Annotated in this window: 17 protein-coding genes and 2 pseudogenes; 5 read left to right on the forward strand and 14 right to left on the reverse strand. The window is 52.2% G+C overall.

What is annotated here, in order from left to right; all coding sequences use genetic code 11:
- Window positions 1-1,202: pseudogene (gene aspS / locus IPN95_26880) on the reverse strand (aspartate--tRNA ligase).
- Between the two features lie 390 nt (window positions 1,203-1,592).
- Window positions 1,593-1,880: pseudogene (locus IPN95_26885) on the reverse strand (transposase).
- Window positions 1,881-2,175: 295 nt separating this feature from the next.
- Here IPN95_26885 and IPN95_26890 point away from each other — a divergent pair.
- Window positions 2,176-2,940 (forward strand): response regulator transcription factor, encoded by a 765-nt coding sequence (locus IPN95_26890; GenBank protein MBK9452981.1) that lies wholly within the window; start codon window positions 2,176-2,178, stop codon window positions 2,938-2,940.
- Window positions 2,941-3,162: 222 nt separating this feature from the next.
- A complete protein-coding gene (locus IPN95_26895) occupies window positions 3,163-4,929 on the forward strand; it encodes an AAA family ATPase (GenBank protein ID MBK9452982.1) in 1,767 nt (588 codons plus the stop codon).
- A 3-nt stretch (window positions 4,930-4,932) separates the two neighbouring features.
- On the opposite strand, the gene IPN95_26900 is transcribed toward IPN95_26895, so the two are convergent.
- A complete protein-coding gene (locus IPN95_26900; protein MBK9452983.1) occupies window positions 4,933-5,748 on the reverse strand; it encodes an SDR family oxidoreductase in 816 nt (271 codons plus the stop codon).
- A gap of 51 nt (window positions 5,749-5,799) precedes the next feature.
- Window positions 5,800-6,372 carry a TetR/AcrR family transcriptional regulator gene (locus IPN95_26905; protein ID MBK9452984.1) on the reverse strand — a complete coding sequence of 191 codons (573 nt, stop codon included), beginning with the start codon at window positions 6,370-6,372 and terminating at the stop codon, window positions 5,800-5,802.
- A 135-nt stretch (window positions 6,373-6,507) separates the two neighbouring features.
- Between IPN95_26905 and IPN95_26910 the strand changes: the two genes are divergently transcribed.
- Window positions 6,508-8,169, forward strand: a complete 1,662-nt coding sequence (locus IPN95_26910) for a DUF839 domain-containing protein (protein MBK9452985.1) — start codon at window positions 6,508-6,510, stop codon at window positions 8,167-8,169.
- A 50-nt stretch (window positions 8,170-8,219) separates the two neighbouring features.
- On the opposite strand, the gene IPN95_26915 is transcribed toward IPN95_26910, so the two are convergent.
- From IPN95_26915 to IPN95_26930, 4 genes are all read right to left on the reverse strand, one after another.
- Window positions 8,220-8,570 (reverse strand): hypothetical protein, encoded by a 351-nt coding sequence (locus IPN95_26915; GenBank protein MBK9452986.1) that lies wholly within the window; start codon window positions 8,568-8,570, stop codon window positions 8,220-8,222.
- A 203-nt stretch (window positions 8,571-8,773) separates the two neighbouring features.
- Window positions 8,774-9,052: a hypothetical protein gene (locus IPN95_26920; GenBank protein ID MBK9452987.1), complete on the reverse strand. Its 279-nt coding sequence runs from the start codon at window positions 9,050-9,052 to the stop codon at window positions 8,774-8,776.
- Window positions 9,053-9,159: 107 nt separating this feature from the next.
- Window positions 9,160-10,428: a hypothetical protein gene (locus IPN95_26925; protein ID MBK9452988.1), complete on the reverse strand. Its 1,269-nt coding sequence runs from the start codon at window positions 10,426-10,428 to the stop codon at window positions 9,160-9,162.
- An 89-nt stretch (window positions 10,429-10,517) separates the two neighbouring features.
- Complete coding sequence (locus tag IPN95_26930; GenBank protein ID MBK9452989.1) at window positions 10,518-12,563, reverse strand: DUF2339 domain-containing protein; 2,046 nt, start codon at window positions 12,561-12,563, stop codon at window positions 10,518-10,520.
- A gap of 5 nt (window positions 12,564-12,568) precedes the next feature.
- On the opposite strand from IPN95_26930, the gene IPN95_26935 reads away from it, so the two are divergent.
- The gene (locus IPN95_26935; protein MBK9452990.1) at window positions 12,569-12,826 is read left to right on the forward strand and encodes a hypothetical protein; all 258 of its coding nucleotides are present in this window, start codon (window positions 12,569-12,571) and stop codon (window positions 12,824-12,826) included.
- Window positions 12,827-13,423: 597 nt separating this feature from the next.
- Here IPN95_26935 and IPN95_26940 read toward each other — a convergent pair.
- A complete protein-coding gene (locus IPN95_26940) occupies window positions 13,424-14,809 on the reverse strand; it encodes a T9SS type A sorting domain-containing protein (protein ID MBK9452991.1) in 1,386 nt (461 codons plus the stop codon).
- A gap of 492 nt (window positions 14,810-15,301) precedes the next feature.
- Between IPN95_26940 and IPN95_26945 the strand changes: the two genes are divergently transcribed.
- Window positions 15,302-15,823 (forward strand): hypothetical protein, encoded by a 522-nt coding sequence (locus tag IPN95_26945; GenBank protein MBK9452992.1) that lies wholly within the window; start codon window positions 15,302-15,304, stop codon window positions 15,821-15,823.
- A gap of 28 nt (window positions 15,824-15,851) precedes the next feature.
- On the opposite strand, the gene IPN95_26950 is transcribed toward IPN95_26945, so the two are convergent.
- The 5 genes from IPN95_26950 to IPN95_26970 form a co-directional block, all read right to left on the reverse strand.
- Window positions 15,852-17,879 (reverse strand): NADPH-dependent 2,4-dienoyl-CoA reductase, encoded by a 2,028-nt coding sequence (locus tag IPN95_26950; protein MBK9452993.1) that lies wholly within the window; start codon window positions 17,877-17,879, stop codon window positions 15,852-15,854.
- A gap of 101 nt (window positions 17,880-17,980) precedes the next feature.
- Window positions 17,981-18,895: a hypothetical protein gene (locus tag IPN95_26955; protein MBK9452994.1), complete on the reverse strand. Its 915-nt coding sequence runs from the start codon at window positions 18,893-18,895 to the stop codon at window positions 17,981-17,983.
- A gap of 622 nt (window positions 18,896-19,517) precedes the next feature.
- Window positions 19,518-19,934, reverse strand: coding sequence for a DUF4442 domain-containing protein (locus tag IPN95_26960; protein ID MBK9452995.1), 417 nt, complete (start codon window positions 19,932-19,934; stop codon window positions 19,518-19,520).
- Window positions 19,935-19,994: 60 nt separating this feature from the next.
- Window positions 19,995-21,425, reverse strand: coding sequence for a B12-binding domain-containing radical SAM protein (locus tag IPN95_26965; protein MBK9452996.1), 1,431 nt, complete (start codon window positions 21,423-21,425; stop codon window positions 19,995-19,997).
- Between the two features lie 82 nt (window positions 21,426-21,507).
- Complete coding sequence (locus IPN95_26970; protein ID MBK9452997.1) at window positions 21,508-21,930, reverse strand: VOC family protein; 423 nt, start codon at window positions 21,928-21,930, stop codon at window positions 21,508-21,510.
- Between the last annotated feature and the right edge of the window lie 267 nt (window positions 21,931-22,197).

The raw sequence follows: 22,197 nt of genomic DNA on the forward strand, positions 1-22,197 counted from the left end.
TGCCGAGCTGCTTGCGAGTTTTTTCGTCCTTGCCGGTCAAAATCAATAGTAGGTCGCCCGGTTTTGCTTCCATGCGGGTCACCCATGCGCGCAGGTCGGCTTCGTCGTAGAATTTGTCCACGGAAGACTTTACCGATCCGTCGAGGTTGACCTTGACGTAAATCAAGCCTTTGCACCGATTTGGGGCACTTTCACCCATTCCGTCAGGCCGTCGAGGTCCTTGCGCGTGTATTCGCTTGCGCCCGGGACGCAGATGCCCGCGACCAATTCGCTGTCGTTGAAAACCGCGAAGTCCTTGTGCTTGGCGAGGTCGCTGATGTCCCTGATTTCCATCCCAAAGCGGATGTCGGGCTTGTCGCTGCCGAATCTGCGCATGGCTTCCCCGTAGGTCATTGCGGGATTTCGAGAATTCCAGGCCTTTGATTTCCTTGAAGAGGTGGCGGAACAACCCTTCGAAGGTCTTCAGAATGTCGCTCTGCTCTACAAATGCCATCTCGCAGTCGATCTGCGTGAATTCAGGCTGACGGTCGGCACGCAAGTCTTCGTCCCGGAAGCAGCGCACGATCTGGAAATAACGGTCGTAGCCACTCACCATCAGGATCTGCTTGAAGGTCTGCGGCGACTGCGGCAGGGCATAAAACTGCCCGGGGTTCATCCGCGAAGGGACGATGAAGTCACGCGCGCCTTCGGGCGTGCTTTTGATCATATAAGGCGTCTCGATTTCGAGGAAACCGAGGCTGTCGAGGAATTTCCGCGTTTCGATGCCGAGGCGGTGACGCAGCTGCATGTTGCGTTGGAGCGGCCCGCGGCGCAGGTCGAGGAAGCGGTATTTCATCCGCAGCTGATCCTGACCGTCGGTTTCTTCTTCGATCATAAATGGCGGGACCTTGGATTCGTTCAGGATTTCGATGGATGTCGGCACGATTTCAATGTCACCGGTGGGGATTTTTGGATTTTTGCTGGTACGTTCGGTGACGATGCCGGTGACCTTGACGACGAATTCGCGGCCAAGGGTTTGGGACACTTCGTAGAGCGCCGCGTTGTCTGCATGGGACATTGACCTGCGTGATGCCGTAGCGGTCACGGATATCGACAAAGTTGAAGTGACCGTGGTCACGCGCTTTTTGGACCCATCCAGCGAGGGTGACTTCTTGACCGACATGTGCGAGGCGGAGTTCGCCGCAGGTATGTGAACGATGCATTTTCGATAGCTTTTTTGGAGGTGCAAAGATAGGGAAAAAGAAGGCACAGGAGAAATGCGCCGGAGGCAAATGTTGAATACCCCGTGTGGCGAGAAACGGGCTCCGTGCCGCACGCCACACGAACATTGCCTCGGGCGAAAAACCACTATCAGCAACCGTACAATCGAACCGGACATTCCGGGCAAGCCGACGAATAGCTCCAATCCTCAGACGAAACACAAAACCTGCCCTCACGGGATTTTCATGGATATACTGCTGCTTTTGCAAGAAAAATTCATCTGTCCTGATCTCCTCTGGATAGTTTTCCCTGTCCCAAAATTGCCTTTGCGTATCCATTGCCAACGTCCGACCAAAGTAGGAAAATCGGTCCATCAGCCATTCCTTTCTGCTTTCGCGCGGGTTTTTCTCAATTGTTTCGAGCAGAAGTTTGCCCGTGTAGCTTTTGAAGGCTCGAACAACCTTCCCTAAATCACCTTCGGGACATGCGACGATCATGTGGAGGTGGTTGGTCATCAGGCAGAAGGCATAGATTTCAAGGCCTTTGCTTTCTGAGCAGAATTGGAGGTTGGTGGCAATGATTTCACGGTATTCAGGACGGATGAATACGTCTGTCCATCCGGCGACGGTGAGTGTCATAAAATAGACGCTGCCATTGAAGAGTTTGGAGTCTTTTGCCATTTTGGTTTTGATTGAGCTTGGCTACGAAGGTACAAATTTTGTAAATCTCGCAAATCTACCTGGCCGATTTCGTTGCTCACCAGGGCACAATGGTCTGGTAGCCCTGTGGCGACGCCACGGGCTCGAGGGCGGCGGCATCCTGCCGCACGCCGACCGAACATTTGCCTCCGGCGTAAAACCTTCCTTCCATAGTTTCCCCAATTCGGACCTTTCATCCCCAATTTCTTCCCATCCATGTTGCCATTCTTCGCATTTGCCGAATCTTTTGTAATTTGACCGCAAAGGAAAAAGAAGCATGAGCAAGCTCAGAGTTCTGATTGCCGACGACGAAGCACCCGCACGCAAGAAAATGGTGCGGATGTTGGCAGAATATGAAAGCATTGAAATCGTCCACGAAGCGGAAAATGGCCTCGATGCCCTCGAACACATCGAGAAATTGAAGCCCGACATCGCTTTCCTCGACATCGAAATGCCGGGCCTGAATGGCATTGAAGTCGCCACCAACCTCACCGGCGACCACATTCCCTTCATCGTTTTTGCCACGGCCTACAACGAGTATGCGATCAAAGCCTTCGAATTGAATGCGATCGATTACCTGCTCAAGCCCTTCAACGAAGAGCGTTTGGCGCAGACCATCGACAAAATCGAGGCAAGCCCGCGTGCCAAGACCATCGAGCAGCAGCAACAAGGCATCTCCGAACTCGAGCGCAACGATAGCCTTCGTCTGCCCTTCAGCAACAAAATTCCGATTCCGACATTCGACAGGTACAAACTCATCGACTACGAAGACGTGATTTTGATCGAAGTCGAAGAGCGGAATACCGTCCTCTACACCAAGGACAAAAGCTATACGCTCAACCAAACGCTGGATTACTTCGAAAAGAAGCTTCCCACCGACCGCTTCCTGCGCGTGAACCGCAGCAGCTTGATCGGTTTGGAGCACGTCCAAGAAATCGTGATCTGGTTTGGCAACCGCTTCAAAATCATCCTCACCAACGGCAAAGACGTCATCAGCAGCCGCGAGAAGAGCAAGATTCTGAAGCAGGTGCTCAAGTTCTGAAGCAGAATTTTCAGAATTCTCGGAATAACGGGATTAGCTTCGCTGAACGTTCCAGAATTTCCAGAATCGCTTGGTGTTGTTGCTGAGCAGAATTCTCAGCTGGCGCTACTGAAGAATCAACCTTGGTGTTGAATTGCTGCTGCCCAGAATTCAGCACAATGGTGAAATTCAACACGCATGTGAATTCTGTAAATTCTGAGAATTCTGCTTTAGATTTGGACTATGGACTTCAACGAGACTAAAAAATCATACCCCGCTTGGGTCAAGGACTTTGCCCATAAGTACCGTTCACGCACCATCAGTCAGTATTTGCTGCATGGGAACATCAACGATTACCTGCGCGTTGGGGACGGCGATGCCACCGATTATCTCCTGTTGCGCGATTTTTTGAGCAACGAATTGTTCAAAAGTGCCAACATCGTCGTCTTCTATGACCGCAGTTCGGGCATCCGATTCAAGACCAGGGAAATGAAGGTCGATTTCCTGCGTTCGTTGGAGGCTTACGACACTGTGAATGGAACCAACTTCGCCAAGTCGATTCCGGCGGATCCGGTCAGAGCCTTTTCCTTGCTCGAAATGCACTTTCGCAAGCGGCTCATGGACAACCGCGGCTTTTCGATCACATTTATCATTGAATACGCCGAGACCCTCGTCCCGATGGCCAATGCGGCCAATTATGGAGCTGAGGACCGCGCCATTTTGGTCTTTTTGCAGCGCTGGGCGAGCGAAGGGCTGTTCCGTCTCGATGACTTGGTGATTGTCTTGCTCACGGAAAATGTCGTGAACCTCAATCAGCAATACGTCAAGAATCCCTACAATTTCGAAACCAATATCCCTTATCCCGACGAATCACAGCGTTTGGGCTATATCGAATGGTTTCTGAACAAAGCAGCACAGCGAAATCCGTCGTCCAACCCCCGTGGCCTGCTCGAAATGAGTACGGATGTGTTGTCCAAAAACACTGCGGGCTTGAACATCGCCCACCTGCGGGTGTTGCTCAGCGAACTCGTCGAAAACAACCTGCAGTTCACTTACGGTGACCTCAACCGCAAGAAAAAGGAGCTGATCGAGGCAGAAGCCGGCGGATTGTTGGAATTTGTTCAAAGCAAATATTCGCTGGCGGATGTGGCAGGGCATAAATATGCGAAGTCCCATTTGCTCGAAACGGCATCCGCAGTCAAAAATGGCCGGAACGACGTCGTGCCCATGGGTTACCTCGTCGCAGGACCCGTTGGCACAGGCAAAACCTTCTTGATTACCTGTTTTGCGAATGACATCGGTGTACCGATGGTGATTCTCAAGAACTTCCGCTCCAAATACCAAGGCGAAACCGAAGGCAATCTGGAGAAGGTTCTGAACTTGCTCAAGGCCATGACGCCCGTGGCGGTGATGATCGACGAGGCGGACGCTTACCTCGGTCAGCGCAACAGCGAAGGCGACAGCGGCGTGAGCAGCCGGGTGTTTTCGATGATTGCGAGCTTCATGAGCAATACCGACAACCGCGGAAAAATTATCTGGTTCTTGGTGACCGCCCGCCCGGACCTGATGCCCGTGGACTTCAAGCGCCAAGGTCGTGCCGAGGAACATATCGCGCTGTTTTATCCGGAGACGGTCGAAGAGAAGAAAGAACTTTTCGTCACGATGCTCAAGAAGACCAATCTCAAATACTTTGATCCCGAGTCTTTGGGCGACGAATTTTTCAAAACCACGACGGTCACATCAGGTGCCGAAATGGAGGCAGCCTTAACGCGGGCCAAGTTTCGCGCGGTTTCGCAAGGCGTAGAGTTGGTGACTGCCGAGATCGTCAAAGCTGCATTCGACGACTTTTTGCCGCCAACCTACCCCGCCGAGATCGAATTGATGAACTACGCAGCGGTTTTGGAATGTACTTCCAAGGCCTTGTTGCCTGAGAAGTACAAAGCGATGACGCGACAAGATGTGGTCGCGAAGGTGCAGGAGCTCAAGGATTTGGTGGAGCAAAACATCTAAGAATCAGAGCTTGTAGGTCATTTTCACCAGTTTAAAAAACCAGGTTTCGGGGAGGCGCTTGCGCAACCATAGAAGCATGGGACCGGGTTGACCGACAGCGTAGCGGAGGCGGTTACTTGTGCTGTTGGCTGCCTTCAGGATGGTATGGGCAACTTTGTCGGGGCCTGCGGCCTTTTTGGTGGATTCCGCTGCGACTTTTTCGGCATTTTGGTTGAAAGCATCATAGGCGCGTGTATGCTCGGGCATCACGAAGTGCCGGCTTGTGCCATAGAATTCCGTCTGAATCGGGCCGGGTTCGACGAGTTTGACGCGAATGTTGAATTGCGCCAATTCGTATTGAAGGGATTCCGTGAAGCCTTCCACCGCCCATTTTGTGCCATGGTAGATGCTGAAGGCGGGAAATGTAATTCGGCCACCCATGCTTGAAATCTGCACAATGGTTCCGCCGCCTTGTTCGCGCATGATGCGAATGGCCGCCCGCGTCACGCGCATGAGGCCGAAAACATTGGTGTCAAATTGTTTTTGAATCACTTCGTCGCTGAATCCTTCGAAGGCACCGTCCACGCCATAGCCAGCATTGTTGACGACCACGTCCAGTCTGCCAAAGTCCTTGACAACGGCGGCCACGGCTTGTTCAATGCTTTCAGGCTTGGTCACGTCGAGTGCATAGACCTTCACGCCGGCAACATTCTTGAAGGTCGTGTCCTTTTCCGGGGTGCGCATGGTGGCCGCTACGTTCCAGCCTTGCTTGGCAAATTCAAGTACCGCTGCCTGCCCGATGCCGGAGGAGGTGCCCGTGATCAATACTGTCTTTTTCATCGAATGCGTTATTTAATGGAATAAATATTCTAAGTTAATGCAAAAAAATAGTCACCGTTTGATGCTGTCCCAGCAAAGCGTGAAGGCATCATCGACGAATTGTTGATCAAGCTTCGCTTCGCCCGAAATGACAAGGTTGGAGACTTCATTGGCTGCGCCAATGAGATTTGCCGCCAACAGCGGATTCGGCATGGATTTGATCAGCATGGCCGCTTTTCCCTTGTCGAGCAATTCAAAGAGCGCTTGATAGGCGACGTCCCCGATACTCTGCGCTTCCGCATCCAAAAAGTGTGATCCGTGTGCCTGCTCGATGAAAAGGTGTTCCTCGTGTGCTTCAATGCGGTTTTTGAGGTAATTCACAAACACCTTTCTGAGCATCAGCGGATAGGGATTTGCAGGATCAATCTCTGCAAAGATGCGTTCGGTATGCGATCCTTTGATGCTTTTGAACAGCGAATTGATCAATGCCTCCTTGCTTTCGAAGTAGGTATAGAGTGTCCCCATTCCGATGCCAGCTTCCTTTCCGATCGCTGCCATCGTGAGTCCGGTGAGCCCATGCTGCCGCACAAGGACCAATGTGGCCTTGAATATGGACTGGACTTTTTCCGGGTCTTTGGGTTTCATGACGCAAATATAATGGAATTATTATTCCATTAACTGGCGGCTAGAAAAAATATTGACCGCAATGGGTTCAGCGTACGCCTGTCGGAAGAAGGAAATTGGACGGACAGGGAAATTTCCAACTCCCAAGATTCAGTCATGCGAAAAGGCGCCATTCGTGGTTTTTCCTTTGATTATTGTCAATTCCTCACGATTTTGGATGTTTTGGTGGAATCGGTATTGAAAAAACTGCTCATTTTCTGGCTTGGCTTGCTCGCAGTAAACGTTGTTCACGCGCAACGTTTCGGAGATTTTATGTCCTTGCAACCACAGGGTCCGCTGGAAAACATGGTATTGCCGCCGACGCATGACTGGCAAATGCTGATCCGAACCGGCGACAGCCTTACGACCGGTGGCGTGATGCCCGTCAACAGCGATTTTACCGGTTACGTGCCGATACTCGGGAGCAGCCGACATGGTTATTTGAGCGTAAGTTCGGAGGCGATCCCCGGTGGGGTAACGGTGCTGGAGATAGAATACGATTCGCTGTCAGGCTTGTGGGGCATCCTGAATTCGCACAAGGTGGATTTTTCAGCCTTTGAAGACAGCGGATTGGTGGGTACCGCCCGCAATTGTTCGGGTGCGGTGACGCCTTGGGGTACGGTGATCACCTGCGAAGAGCAGCAGAGCTACCTGGATTTGAACCAGGATGGTTATTTCGATCTCGGTTGGGCGATCGAAATCAATCCAGTGACGCATACGGTGGTGGACCACGATCGTGACCATATTCCCGACAAGCTTTGGGCACTTGGGAATTTCCGGCATGAAAATGCTGCCTTCGCCTCGGATTCCGTCACGGTGTATCAAGGTGAAGACGACGTCGGGCATGGATTTTTGTTCAAGTTCGTGGCGCATCAACCGATGCAATTGGACAGTGGTGACCTTTTTGTTTTGCAGGTTACGGGCGACTCGGGTGTATGGCTGCAAGTGCCGAATGTGAGCCAATGGGACCGCAACCGCACCGTTTTCATTGCCGACAGCGTCGGCGGGACCGAATTCTACCGCATCGAAGACGTGGAAATTGGCCCTGATGGCAAAGTCTATTTCGCATCGACATTTGCCAGCAGAGTTTACCGCTTCTTGGATCTTGGGGATTCGGTGCAGCAATTCGAGATTTTCATCGATTATGGTCAACTGCCGGTGCAGCACCGAAATGGCGTCTCGGCGATACAGTTTGCCGTTCCTGACAACCTGGTTTTTGATGGCGAAGGCAATCTTTGGGTAGCGCAGGACGGTTCGGGGAATCATCTGTTGGTTTTTGGGCCTGGGCATACGACGATATCGCCCGACGTCCGCGTCTTCACCACGGCGGTTCGGGGATCGGAACCGACGGGTATGACCTTCAGCCCTGATTTTCGGTTCCTTTTCATGTCTTTTCAGCACCCCTCGTACGGCAATTACGTGCCGAGCATGGATGCTTCTGGAACTTCCTACCGGTTTAACCGCGATGCGACGTTTGTATTTTCCCTAGCGGCCGATTTGGGAAACCCGCTTCCCATGGCTTCCAACCTTGAGGAAAAGAATGCCATCCAAGTGTTTCCAAATCCTTCAAGTGATTGGATCTGGGTTCGTATTCCGGAGAATTGGGCTGGGGAAAAGCAGATTCAGCTCGTGGATCTCCTGGGGCGCAAGCTCCTGGAAGTTGAGGCAAATGCCAACAATCCCACCGCCGTTGACATACAGGGAATTCCGGCCGGCAATTACCTGCTAACGGTGAAAAGCAATGATCGTCTGGCAGGACGATTGATCACGAAACGCTGATTTTGGTTCCAATCCTGCATTTTGGAACATTCCCGACTTCCAGTCCCTCGTTATTCGTTGCGGTCGGTTGGCACCGAACTCACATTGTCATTGGCATCGACGATGATTTCGTATTCCCAGCATTCATCCATGATCACGGAGAAGCTTGTATCATTTGCTACTTGAAATGCGATGGTGTACTGGACCGCACCCGGTGCATAAAAAGCATATTCTGAGACAGTGCCAGGCATGATGTTGTTGATGTTGACCGTATTTCCACCGGTGGTCATAATTTGAACGCTCACTTTGTCAGTGCCATTGTTGACAATCCGAGCTCTAGGATCCTCGTTTCTACATTTCTTGCAACCTACAAAGCCAAGGCTCAAAACGATCAAGGGGAGAACAAAAAGTAACTTCTTCATATTGGGTGCACCATCATTTTGATGCGTGGTAAAGATAGCATTTCTGAACGCCATGGATAAAACTAAGTTAGCCGGTACCTGTAGGCATGCCGCGAGCGGAGCTTGAAGACAACACGGGGCTGCTGCCATCGCCTTCCAATGAAGAATGTTGGGTTCAACTTCTTCGCGCGGCAAGGTGAATTACATTTTCGCGTCCTTTTTCGCTATGCTGTTGTCCTACTCCCCCGCCATCTTGTTGCCCAAAAAGCCTTGAGGCTATAGGTAAACAGCAAAACGGTGTGCAAAGCCAAGATTCCCAGGGTGATCCGATTGCCTTCGGGCAAATGGAAATAATCGGTCAAAAGTAACGCCGTGATGCCCTCCAAGCCCAGCAAAACGAAGTGCCAGAAGAAAATATCAAAGCCTTTTTGCCCTTTGGAGCGGGAAAGCAGTTGGCAAGAAAGAAGCCACAAAACAGCAGGAATGATCAAATAAACCAGCATAAACAACGATTAGGTCGAATTCTGAGGCAAGAAAGCGACCGCATTCCACTGGGCAATGGACAAATTTCGGGGAAGGTAACGCCAAGTCGTTTCAGTTGGCCAATGTGCTATTGCCCCTCCCCCTTCATATCCTTCAGCAACTTCAAACTCATTCCTCCGATCAGCACGACAATCAATCCGATGCCGACCCAAAGGAAGACGGGTTGCTGGTAAAATGGCTTTTCAACTTCTGTGGCGACGGGCTGCGGTGCATTGGGCGAAGGCGCAGCATTCCCTGATCCTGTGGGTTCTGTTGGAACGGCAGGCTTGATCAAATCCACGACATTGCCGACCGCAGCCGCCGAACGAGCCTTTGGAAGATCATTCTTAAAATAGGTCAAGTCGTATTCAGGAGCCCGCAGCGTTTCATCGCCAATCAGCAGCTTGTATTGACCTTTGGTTTCCAGTTTGGCGGTGAGGTATTGCTGCCGTTGCCGCGCTTGTACCCCCGCGATGCGAATCGGCTTGTCGTCTTTGTTTTCGATGACCATCCGCCAATGCCATCCTCTGATATGGTCAAAAGCCAGCTGATTCAAGGCCTTCGAATTCAACTGCAGCTGCTGCACGTCTTCAAATCCGCCGCCGGAGACCTTTTTTTGAAGGGTCGCATTCCGCAAATAGAATTCCGGCCCGTCAATCTCAAACAGCATTTGATCGAGGTAATGCGTTGCGTCAAATTGGATGTCTACAATACTTTGTTTTCCTTCTTCACGCTGCGTAACCACAGGGTCGGGCACTGCCTGCGAATGCCCTTGCGTCTCGGCATAGGCGTAGTAACCCGCACCCATGATCTGAATCGGCTCCCGCCAAAAGTGCCGGATTTCGACTTTGTAGTATTTGTAATCCGTCGGCGGAAAGTGGATCGTAAGCAAATTCCACGTCGAATTGGGATCATAGTTGGCGTCGTAACCATAGTCCTCCTTGATGATGTACCAACGGTTCATGTCGTCGCTGCCACTCAACCAGAAATCCTGATGCACATCGGCATTGCGGATTTTGAGGGCAAGACGATCCAACGTGAGCCGTTTGGGATTCTGGAAAAACGAGCGGCTGTACCAACGCGCCCAATAATCGTCTTCGTAGCGTTGCATCCAAACGATGCTCGCCTCCTCTTCGACCATCTTGGTTTCACTGAGAATGTACGGCACCTCGTTGTCACTGCTGTCGCGCAGGCGGATGTTGCCCGCGCCGGATCCGAGCCTGCAGGTGACCGAAGGCGGTAGGTAAATATCCTGATAACCATTCCCATTGGGCTTCACCGGTGCTTCATACAGCCAAGTTTGAGACCAGGAAAAGGCAGGAATCAGCGCGAGCAGAATTGCGTAACGATATTTCATTGGGAGGCAAATCATTGAATCACAAACCATTCGACAAAACCATTCCGTCCTGCCAACAATTTTCATGCTGACAGGACGGGATATACATCTTATTTCTCTTCAGGGCTTTCTTCTTCATCTTTGGCAATCAGCAACTTGCGCAAGCGCTGATACATGAAGGAGATGACCAGCAGCAGCACACCCAGCGAAATAAAAGCTGCAATTTTGCCGCCGGGGGAGACTTCGCGGATGTCAAAGAGGAAGAGCTTCAACAAGATCAGCAGGAACAATGCCAATCCGCCGATGCGCAATGCCAACAGCTTTTCCCGCATACCCAGGGCGACCATCGTGAAGCCGGATATGCCCCAAAGGATCGGATAACCGACTTTATGGGAAATTCGGCTTTCGAAACCAGCGAGCACCAGAACGTTGTCAAGCTCCATGCTCAACAGCACAATCGCAAGAATCGATCCGCCCCAGATCAGCACTTTGCCCATGTCGCCTTGCAGGTCGACCTGCTTGCGGGTATGGTGGAAACCCAAGCCGAGCAAAATTGCCATTCCAACGAAGGCGAGATAATGCCAAGGGAAATCGGCCGAATAGGCACGACCAAAGAGGTAATCATCCCGCATCTCCGCCAAGACAGAAACCTGCAAGCCAGACCAGGTGAGCAAGGTCAGCAATCCCAGCACCGTGACAACATTTCCGAATGCCACCTGCTTGCTTCTCAGCGCCCAAACCAGCATTCCGGAAAGGTATAACGCTGTGAAAGCTGATACGCCGATCACTTTGGAACCGTCGCTGTAAGCCAGCCAATCGGTCAATTCGAAGAGAAAACCAAGGTAAAACAGCGGCAATGAGACCATCTGATATCCCTTGCTCAAAGATTCCGCATAGGGGTTGACACCGATGTCGCGCTTGTGAAGGAAGTAAAGCCCGACCATCGCGCTTGCAACCAGAAAACTCGTGAGGTAAATGCCATTCAGCACGAAAACATGATCGGCAGCGGGATGAATGTAATAGTGTTCCAGCCATTGGTAACCCAAGATCATCACGGCAAACGCGCTGATCACCACCGAGCCGACATGGAGCAATTCGAGACGGGTGCGCTGTGCCATGTACAGCACAAGGATGGCTTCCAAGGCCCAGAAAAGGGTGATATAGCTTCCTTTGAGCTGAATCGGGATGGCCAAGGTGACGAATGAAAGTACCAATCCGATGAGCAAAGTCTGGACGTGGTCATTTACTTTCAGGAGCTTGCGCAGGGGCAGGATGAAACTGAAATGGAAGACCGCCATGGCGGCTGTAAAAATGCCCATGTAGACGCCGCCACCCAATTGCTGCAATACGAGCATCGACGAGGCGTAATAAAACACCGAATTGCTGAGCAGCGACACGTATGTGAAGGCATCCGCGACTTGCTGCTTGCGCACGCGGTAGGCCAGCGTGGTCATGAAAAAGGTCAGGAAGTACAGCGTTCCGAAGACCAAAGCTCCCGTCGGAACCACACCGTCGTGTTGTAAATATTCGCGGAGCATCCATCCACCAAACAGCAAGAGCGTCAGCGAATAACCCAGAATGCGCACAAGCTTCCATTCCCGGAACCAAGCCAAGACCAACATTCCAATGTTCACAATCAGGATGTAGCTGAAGAGTACGACCCAGTTACCATCGCCGTTGGAGACCATAAACGGCGTTCCAAAACTGCCAAGCAAGGCGAGAATCGCGATTTCCTGCCGGTTGTAGGCGATGGAGAAAAATACGGTCGCTCCGGTAATCACGCACATCAAGGCAAAGGCGGCGGATTGACTGATCAATTCGTATTGGTGGAAGGAAATCGCTACGGAGAAGTAGAGGACCGCGATACCGCCGCCCAACAACACGGAGGAAAAGGCATTGTAGGCTTTGCGCAACCAATGCGCGACACCCAACAGGATGCCGCCGCTGAGCAAGCCGATCATCACACGGCCCACAGGCCCGATCCAATCCTTGTCGATGGCATATTTCACAAAAATGCCAATGCCGATGATCAAGATGCCGATGCCGATCTTGTTCAACAGGTTCCCGCCAATGAAGTCTTCCAGGCCTTCTTTGGATTTGGCTGCGGCAGGCTGCGTCTTGGGACGGCTTTGGAACGGCTGTCTGGGCGGGACCAACGGGTGTGGATGTGGTCAACGGCGGCACAGGAACCACTGGGGGGACAATTGGAACCACGGGAACCACCGGCGGCTCAACCACGTTGAGCACGGGCTCAGGGGAAGGAACCACGGGCACCGATTCGACAACGGTCGGCGGCGTTTCAACTACAGGCGGCTGCTCAGGAACCACCCGCTCGACAGACACCGTCGCCGGCGGACTCAAGGGCGCGTCCTTGCTTGTCACAGACTGCCGTTTTTGCAGTTCGGCAAGTTGGGTTTGAAGGGCGACAATCTGAGACGCTTTTTTGCGAAGCTCCTCATCGGCATGATCCTTGCTGCGCAAGAGTTCAGGAATCGAATTGACGACAAGATCCTTGAGGCGATTGCATTCGAAGTTGCATTCCCTTAACCTGCGCTGTATCTCGTCGATCTGCTGGGTAAGACTAATGTCAAGATTCATAAAGTTGAGTTTCGATGGATTTAAGGCAAAGGGCCTTGCGGGGCTTTTACTGTGGTCAGTTGCAAAATTGTTTCCAAACAACTTTTAGCTCCTGATTCTCTGTAACTTAAATATTTTTAACAAACCGAAGTCCAGCCACTTCCGTACGGGCACGTAAGTCACTGAAAATCAATGCCATTCGAGAATGGCAAACAATCGTTAGTTTGATAATTGAAATATTCCGAAAGTCAAACAATCTGAGATGGTGAAAATTAGCCAATTTGAATCTTGAAACCATGGATTGCCTGTCCAGATTGGCATACGTCGATTGTAGGCAAAATCAACAAAAACAAGTACTTGGCAGGCATCGCTGCATTCGGAGGAACAACAAAAAAGGCAGCCACTTGGGCTGCCTTTTCTGACTCTCATCAACTTCAAATTACTGAACCACAATCTTCTGCGTCGTGCTGCGGCCTTTGGCGTCACGCAATTCGACGAAGTAAAGACCGGCATTCAAGCCTTCACGGGAGATTTCGACGCGGTCGGTGCGGAGGCCTTTGCGCTCCTGCATCACTTGACCGGTGATGCTCACGACGCGGAGGTCATAAGCGGTGCGCTCCCAACGCTGCAATTCGATCACAGTGGTAGAGCTGAATGGGTTAGGGTACACGCTGAACTGTGTGCCAGCCTGATCACCGACAGAAGCCAAGGCCTCGTTGCAGGTATTGAAGTACCATACGGTGAGGGTGGTATCGCTCAAACGGCCGGTCAAATCCAGCAAACGGTTGTAACCACCAACGCCGTTCGAAACACCACAACCACCTGCAAGGAAGTCGAAGTTTTCGCCTTCTGGATCGCCACCGTCACCGTTGTAGAATTTGAATTGGTATTCAGCTGGGACGATGCCGGTTGCTGTGTACTCAAACACATTGTCGCTGTTGGGATCGGTCATACGCAAGGTATCCTTTACCCAAGCTGGATTCTGGAAAGAACCTGCGACGAAGATTCCGTCAGCATTGACCAATTCGTTGCTCATGTCGACACGGAAAGTGACATTGATCGGAGGAAGTGGGGCAACGCAAGCGGAGCATGAGCCAAAACAATGTGATGGAACCACGATTGGACCAGGTCCTACGACGACCAATTCGCGGTTGTTATTGACTGCGCAAGCACCAGGTACACTTTCGTCTTGGCCCCATGCGGTACCATTGATATACTTGTAGGCGTAGGTTCCTTCTGGCAAACGAACGGTCAAGGTGTAAACGCTGTCATTGTTGCCATCGGTAAGCACGGAGAGACCAGGGGTCCAGTCACCCCAGCCCATGCCGACTGCATCGCCTTGGAAGTCGCCGGCGATAGAAACGGTGTCTTGGATCGTCAGGTAACGCATTTCGACTTGGAAGGTCACGTCCACGGTGTCGACAGTGGTAGGGCAAGCTGCACACTGACCAAAGCAAACCACTGGAATGGTCGTATCACCAGCCACAGTAAGGCCACGGTTACCGCTCACAGCACATCCACCTGGCACGCCTTCGTCGGTACCCCATGCTGCACCATTGAGGAACTTGTACTCATAGGTTCCAGCTGGCAATTGCACGGTGAGGTCATAAACGCCGTCCGAATTGCCATCGGTAAGGATCGTCGTTCCAGGCGTCCAGTCGGAAGGAAAACCTGCTGCGACTTGGAAATTACCCGCAACCGAGACGGTATCGTCAATGATCGCCTGCGTATTCATGTCGACCTGAAAGGTGACATTAAAGTTCTGAGCCACAGCCGGCATGGCCGCAGCAAGCAAAAGACAAAGTGTAAAGTATAGTTTTCTCATAACCTGAATTAGATTCAACAATGCAATTTGAAAAATCGAAAGTGTTTAGATGACACTAAGTTAAGGAGAAAAAAAACAAATCCATTGCGAAAATGTTTCGTCTCACCTTTTGATGAATCATCATTTAACTACCAGAATGTCACCAAGTATACATTTGCAGCCGCCTAGATCGGTTTGTATTCCTTCAACTTGAAAAAGCAGGCGGTGAGGCGTTGTTCGCGATTTGTATGAATCCGATTTTCAGCGACACTTCCGATCGCAAAGGTCTTGTCTCCCAGGAGGAAAAATTCGCATGCTGCATGAAAGAATTGACCCTCTGAATTCGCCCCAAGAACTTCAACCCATTGAACTCCACCAGATGTAAGTGGAGACGATGAAGGATATTCTGGAAAAACTGAAAGATTCCAGCGCAAGGAGTTGACTATGTTTTTGTAGTCAACCGGGGTTGACTATGGATTTATCGCCAAGTATCTTCGCTCAACAACATTTGCCATGCCCTGGACCATCAAAGAAAGAAAACTCGGCCGCGCAGGCGACCCCAAGCAGCGGGCCACTCGTCAGCGTGAATGGGACAAAAAATACGGCCCCGACAATTGGGAAATCGGTTATGTCCTCGATGGCGAATTTGTGCGCCAAGACACCGCTTTTGAGTCGATTTACTGCGCAAGTTACGCGGCGCATTTTGAGCGGTTCCCCGAAGATTTGCAAGAGCTAATCAGCTTGGCCAAAAGGCTTCGAAATCCCCATGCGGAGGCAACCAAGGGCGTCGACCTGCAGATTCCAGCCATCCTCCAATACCTACAAGCCCGTGGCCTGCAACTCCGAGGCACCGAACTCGTGGACATCGGCTCCTGGCAAAATCAACATTCGCACAAGATCAGCATCCGGCTCAGTCCGTTGCATCTGAAAGTGATCGGCGATGACCGGATGACACTCGAGCAGTTTTGGCAGGAGCGGAAGGTGTTGGCGGTTTGGGAGGACAGCCGGCTGCAACGGCGGAGGGCGCTGCGATAGCCCTCCAGATCAGGAGGCCCGTCCACACTCACACCCCCGCCGCCAAGCGGCTCCCCTGATCAATCGCACGCTTCGCGTCGAGCTCCGCCGCCAGGTCGGCGCCGCCGATCAGGTGAACCTTGATCCCGGCAGCCTCCAAGGGCGCCTGCAATTCGCGGAGGACCACTTGACCGGCGCAGATGATCACATTGTCCACCTCCAAAAGTTGCGACTTGCCGCCAATGGTGACGTGCAATCCCTTGTCATCGACCTTGTCGTAACTCACGCCGCCGATCATCTTCACCTTCTTCATTTTCAGGCTCGCACGGTGGATCCACCCTGTCGTTTTGCCCAGCTTTTCGCCGAGTTTGCCGTCGGTGCGTTGCAACAAGACCACTTCCCTCGGTGACGCAATGGGCTTCGGCTGCTTGAGTGCGCCCGGTTTGGCATAGGTATTGTCCACGCCCCATTCGTCGAGGAACTCGGCAATGTTTTGGCTTGGCGAATGGTGTTCATCCGCAGTTAAGTACTCCGCGACGTCGAAGCCGATTCCGCCAGCACCGATGACCGCCACCTTTTGACCGACAGGCTTTTTGTGCCGCAGGACGTCGATATAGCTCAAGACCTTCGGATGGTCGCCACCCGGCAAGTCGATTTTGCGTGGCGAAACGCCCGTCGCCAAGACAACTTCCCTAAATCCTTCGGCTTGCAGCGCCTCCGCGGTCGCACGCGTGTTCAGGCGCAGTTCCACGCCCGTGAGGTCGAGCTGCTTGCGGTAATAACGGATGGTTTCGTAAAATTCCTCCTTGCCTGGGACTTGCTTGGCCATGTTGAATTGCCCGCCAATCTCGTTGCTCGCCTCAAACAAGGTCACATGATGGCCACGCGAAGCCGCGACCGTCGCAAAGGCCAATCCGGCAGGACCGGCACCGACCACGGCGATTTTTTTCTTCTGATTGGTCGGCAGGTAGTTCAATTCAGTCTCATTGCAGGCCCGCGGATTGACCAGGCAGGACGAAATCTTGCGCTGGAAAACATGGTCGAGGCAAGCCTGATTGCAGCCGATACAGGTATTGATTTCGTCGGCGCGGCCTTCTTGTGCCTTTTTGGGAAATTCGGGGTCGGCGAGGAAGGGACGGGCGAGGCAAACCATGTCGGCATGGCCACCGGCGATGATTTCTTCGCCTTTTTCCGGGGTATTGATGCGGTTGACGGTGATGAGCGGGATTTTAACCTTGCCCATCAGGCGTTTGGTGACCCAGGAGAATCCGCCGCGGGGTACCATGGTCGCGATGGTCGGGACGCGGGCTTCGTGCCAACCGATGCCCGTGTTGATGAGGCTCGCGCCGGCGGCTTCGATTTTGGTCGCGAGCAATTCGATTTCTTCCCAAGTGCTGCCTTCCTCGACGAGGTCGAGCATGCTCAGGCGATAGACGATGATGAAGTTTTTGCCGACCGCTTCGCGGGTGCGCCGCACGATTTCGATGGGGAATTTGATGCGGTTTTCGTAGCTACCGCCCCAATCGTCGGTGCGGAAATTGGTCTTTTTAGCGATGAATTGGTTGATGAGATACCCTTCGCTGCCCATGATTTCGACGCCGTCATAACCTGCCTCTTGGGCAAGTTTGGCGCAGTTCACGAAGTCGCGAATGGTGCGTTCGACACCGCGGCTGCTCAGGCCACGGGCCTTGAATTTGCTGATCGGCGACTTGGTCGGCGAGGCACTCACACAAAATGGATGGTAACCGTAACGACCGGTGTGAAGGATCTGCATGCAGATTTTACCCCCTTCTTTGTGCACCGCATCGGTCACAATTTTATGCTTGCGGGCCACACGGCTGCTTGTGAGTTTGGCTCCGAATGGGGATGTCCAACCTTCGAAGTTGGGCGCCACGCCACCCGTAATGATCAACCCCGCTCCGCCTTTTGCACGTTCGGCGAAGTAGGCTGCCATGCGCTCATAGCCGTTTTTGGCTTCTTCCAGACCCGTGTGCATCGAACCCATGACGATGCGGTTCTTGAGTTGGGTATTGCCCAAATCCAAGGGCTGAAACAGGTGGGGATAATGAGCATTCATGCGCTACAAGGATAATTCAACCAGAAATACCTTTCGAAAATAAGGCTTTCAGATGGAACCCCGTGCGAAAATTTGTATGCATGCCGAGTATTTTCCGGAATTTACACCGCGAATGGCCTCAGCAAGGGTAATTTCAGCGAATCAACTTCAGCGTCTGCCGTTGGACCGTCATTGCAGACTGTGCTTCGACGGCGACCCAATACATCCCTTCGGGCCAATGTTTGGCGGGAATCTGCAAAGTTTTGGCCACCAGCTGCAACGGATGCCATCGTTTGTTGAAAAACCATTCGGCCCAACCCATCAAAAACCTTCACTTCTACTTGACAGGCCTTTAGAACTTGCAATTCGAGGTTGGCATCTGCATTGGTAGGGTTTGGAAAAAGCTGCAATTCCGCCAAATCGAGATCCGGACGCTCAGCCGCAGTGATGCCAGCCGTAGCGGTATGGGCAATCTCACCACCATAACCTACGACCCAGCCACTTGTTGGCGAAGCAAAAGATACGCCTTCCCAGACCGGACTCAACCCCGAACTTTGCTCCGTCCAAACCTGTCCGCCTGTCGAAGTATGGTTGATCTTCCCTCCATTTCCGACAATCCAGCCAGTTTGGGTATCGACAAAATGGATGCCTTTGGTGTCATAACCCGGATTGCCGGGCCATAGATCGTGCCAAGTTTGACCCCAATTCGTACTGCCAAACACCGAACAATCACCCCCTACATAGCCGGTGTCTTGATTGACAAAATATACCGCCAACATTTCGCAGTAGAGGCTGTCCTTCGGCGCTTGTAACCAGGATTGCCCGCCCGTGGTCGTAAAAAGCAGGGTTTCCCCACTGCCGGCGACCCAACCATGCAAGGCATCGACAAAATGGACTGCCCGTAGGATTTCCTGATTGGCAGGATGCGTTTGCGTGGTCCATGTTTGGCCGGCATCGCTCGTGAATTTGATCTGCGAATAAGACCCCACAGCCCAACCATGCGTTGCGGAAGCAAACGAAATATCGTTTAATGCCAAGCCCCAAATCTTGGATCGCCCAATTGGTCCCGCCATCGGTGGTATGGTAAATCTGTCCGTCGCCACCCGTGATCCACCCCGAATTTTCATCGACAAAATCGACGGAGGTCCAAGTGACCGAGCTGCCAAAACTCTGGTGGAACCACGTTTGACCTCCATTGGTCGTTTTCACGATGGTCGCCGATTCGCCAACTGCCCAGCCTGTGAGGGTATCGACAAAATCGACTGCTCTGAGCCAATTGGAGGTGTTGGAATTTTGAAGTTGCCAACCAGGCTGCGCCGAAGCCATCATTGGCAACAAGGCAACGAAAAAAACGAGACGTATCCGCTTCATTGTCAATGAGATTTAGCCAACAAAGTTCGCCTTGAACTTGCCTCTAAAACATGTCTGAAAGCAGGTAAAAAACCAACATTGCTCAGTTTTGGCGGACGTTTTTGGCGTGGGTTTTCTGCGGTTTCAAAATGCCATTGTTAAAGGAGAGTCTGATTAGGCTCCCTGTCCGCGCCTTCAAGGACCCATGTTACAAACGTTGAATTCGCAACACTCAATTCTTGAGCTGCATTACGCAGCTATCCCTTCAAGGGCAGTAAACGGAATTCGCAATCAATTCGGCGGTACCTTTCACCGGCAAATTTCTGGCGTTTCGGCTTTGGCCACCGCAGCTTTGATTTCCTGCCCGTTTTCGCAGACGAATGTGGTCACACCCACGGCCTTTTTGATGAATTTCCCAGTCTGATTGCCCACCAACAACGAAATCGAAGGCTTTTGTTTGAACGTGAACATCGTCAAAATCGCACCCGAGCTCATTTCGGCAGCCATTCCCAGCACCGCCCAAAACGTCGAGCGGAATGGATTTTTGTTGAGGCGTTTGTAGGGAACGGTGACGACACAGCGGTTTTCATTGAGCTCGCGTACCCGCATGCCAATCCAAAATCCCAGCGGCAACTGCGAAAACATGGCCAAACGGAACTTGAACGGGCTCGTGAAGCTCTTTTGAATGTACGCCATCGGCGCGGGATCAAACTGAAATTGGGCCATTTTTTGACTTTCGAATTTTGGGCAAAGATAGAAGCCTGGGGCTGGAAAGCGAATGCATTCTCAGCTCAGCACCAATTCCGGACGCAAAACCTCGACAATTCGACGTTCGATCGGGAAACGGTAGTTGTCGTTGCGCAACCGCCAATGCGCCAACGTCTTCAGCGGTGCCAAGAGGTTGCCGCGGCGGTTGTGGGCGAGGCGGTTGTAAAATTTGAAATTTTCGAAGAAGGCAAATTTCTCCGGGCTGACCCAAGGGCCGCTTGCCCCGAAGTCGAATTCGGCCCACTCGCGGGTGGTGGCAGGCAGGACGTACCCGTCGCGAACGGCATCTTCGGTGATTTTGGAACCCGGATAGGGCTTGAAATAGAATATCGGCGTACGAAAGCCCGGGCTCATGCCACTGAGCCGCTTGACCATGGCCACCGTCGCAGCCACGCTTGCATCCGTCTCCTTGGGAAAGCCCACGATGAACGGAAAATGCACGTCGATGCCCATTTCCCGGCATTTTTCGGCGCATTCCAGCACCTGCTCGATTTTGATGTCCTTACGGAGATAGTCCATCATTTCCTGCGAACCCGATTCGACGCCAATCAGCAACCGCCGCAAGCCTGATTGCTTGGCCAATTGCCAATCTGAATCCTCCAGACGGCAACCTTGGTCCGCCCGCATCGTTCCCGCCCAGGTGACATTCATCTTCCGGTCGATCAGCTCCTGCGCAAATTCGCGGCTGCGTTTGGCGTAGGTAAAAAAGGTTTCGTCTTGGAAATTGATGTCGGTGAATTGGTACTTGGCATGGTATTTCCCCAGCTCCTCCCCCATTCTCGTCGGCGAAATCGCAGAAAATTTGCGGTTGAACACAAACGGATCGGCACAGAAGCTGCACCGAAAAAAGCAGCCGGTCGAGGAGATGTAGTCAAATTGGCGGCGGCCCTTCTTTTCAAAATAGGCTTCGACGTCGATCAGATCGTAGTTGGCCGGCACGAAATCATCCATGTTTTCCAAAGCCCTCGGCGGATTTTGCACGACTTTGCCATCCTTGCGGAAGCAGATTCCCTGAAGGCCATCGAGGGGCTGCCCTTGATCAAGGCGATCCACCAATTCCTTGAAGGTCACTTCGCCCTGCCCTTGGACCGTCACATCGATGAAAGTTTCATCTTGCAGCGGCTGCATCGGAAAGAGGGAAGTATGCCATCCGCCCCAGATGATCGGCACTTCAGGCGCCATGGCGCGCACCTGTGCAGACATGTCAAGCGCGTCGCGGACGGGGGCACCCGTGAGGACTGTGACGCCAAAGCAAACAGCACCCGGCAAATGTTCGCGGAGTTTCTCAACGGCATCCTCTTCGATACGGCCATCGACAATTACCACCTCAAACCGCGTCGGATCGAGCACGGAACCGATGGCGAGCAAGGCAAGGGGCATATCAAAAAACAGCGCCTTGGGATTGTACAAGACAACTTTCCGTCGCTGCTTCAGGGATTCGAGAGACATTTCAAACGCTTTGATCTGCCCTAAAGGTAATTCCAATTGGGCAGCAATCCATCAATCTTGGCGTGAAAATTTTGTCAATGCATCAATCCAGGATCACATTCCCAGCATCATCCAAGGGCCAAAACGGATTGTAGGCAACTTCGAAGAGATGACCGTCCAAATCACGGAAATATCCGCTATAACCTCCCCAGAAGACCTCCTGCGCGGGCTTCACGACAGTTCCGCCAAGGGGAGCAATTTCCGCTAAAACCGCATCTACCTCCTCCTTCGAATGGGTATTGATGGCAAGGGTGATACCGCCAAAGCCGTGGCCTTCGGATGAAATCCCGATGTCCTCGGCAAGACCTTCGCGCGGATAAAGGGAAAGCAAGATTCCTCCCAGTGAAAAGAGAATAAGGTCATCCATGCTTTTGGGATGGGCTTGCCAGCCGAGACCCGTATAAAAAGCTTTGGACTTGGCGATGTCGGCGACGCCGAGTGTGATCAGGTTGAGCTTTTGACGCATCAGATTACTTTTCCGGCAATTTCGCAATAATTATATCTGCTGACAACGGACATTTTCCGAATTCCAATTCTCTTATTTGAGCCGCCCGATCGCTGCCAAGTGGCCCAAAAGAGCCTCAAACCCTGACTTAACAACTTTGACAGTAAATTCACAGCGATCGGCTGACCGATTCCGATCAATCGGCGTATATTCGTTCATGAGCTCAAACGGCTCTTTCCCGTGATCAATCGGCTTTACATTATCCGATTCTTAATCATTTTTTAACTC

The sequence above is a fragment of the Bacteroidota bacterium genome (assembly GCA_016718825.1).
GTDB lineage: Bacteria > Bacteroidota > Bacteroidia > J057 > JADKCL01 > JADKCL01.

Coding starts and splice junctions, on each gene's coding strand:
- IPN95_26965 (MBK9452996.1), bottom strand. CDS start 21,425: ATGTCTCTCGAATCCCTGAAGCAGCGACGGAAAGTTGTCTTGTACAAT.
- IPN95_26920 (MBK9452987.1), bottom strand. CDS start 9,052: ATGCTGGTTTATTTGATCATTCCTGCTGTTTTGTGGCTTCTTTCTTGC.
- IPN95_26910 (MBK9452985.1), top strand. CDS start 6,508: ATGCGAAAAGGCGCCATTCGTGGTTTTTCCTTTGATTATTGTCAATTC.
- IPN95_26960 (MBK9452995.1), bottom strand. CDS start 19,934: ATGGCCCAATTTCAGTTTGATCCCGCGCCGATGGCGTACATTCAAAAG.
- IPN95_26890 (MBK9452981.1), top strand. CDS start 2,176: ATGAGCAAGCTCAGAGTTCTGATTGCCGACGACGAAGCACCCGCACGC.
- IPN95_26940 (MBK9452991.1), bottom strand. CDS start 14,809: ATGAGAAAACTATACTTTACACTTTGTCTTTTGCTTGCTGCGGCCATG.
- IPN95_26950 (MBK9452993.1), bottom strand. CDS start 17,879: ATGAATGCTCATTATCCCCACCTGTTTCAGCCCTTGGATTTGGGCAAT.
- IPN95_26900 (MBK9452983.1), bottom strand. CDS start 5,748: ATGAAAAAGACAGTATTGATCACGGGCACCTCCTCCGGCATCGGGCAG.
- IPN95_26970 (MBK9452997.1), bottom strand. CDS start 21,930: ATGCGTCAAAAGCTCAACCTGATCACACTCGGCGTCGCCGACATCGCC.
- IPN95_26945 (MBK9452992.1), top strand. CDS start 15,302: ATGCCCTGGACCATCAAAGAAAGAAAACTCGGCCGCGCAGGCGACCCC.
- IPN95_26905 (MBK9452984.1), bottom strand. CDS start 6,372: ATGAAACCCAAAGACCCGGAAAAAGTCCAGTCCATATTCAAGGCCACA.
- IPN95_26915 (MBK9452986.1), bottom strand. CDS start 8,570: ATGAAGAAGTTACTTTTTGTTCTCCCCTTGATCGTTTTGAGCCTTGGC.
- IPN95_26925 (MBK9452988.1), bottom strand. CDS start 10,428: ATGAAATATCGTTACGCAATTCTGCTCGCGCTGATTCCTGCCTTTTCC.
- IPN95_26895 (MBK9452982.1), top strand. CDS start 3,163: ATGGACTTCAACGAGACTAAAAAATCATACCCCGCTTGGGTCAAGGAC.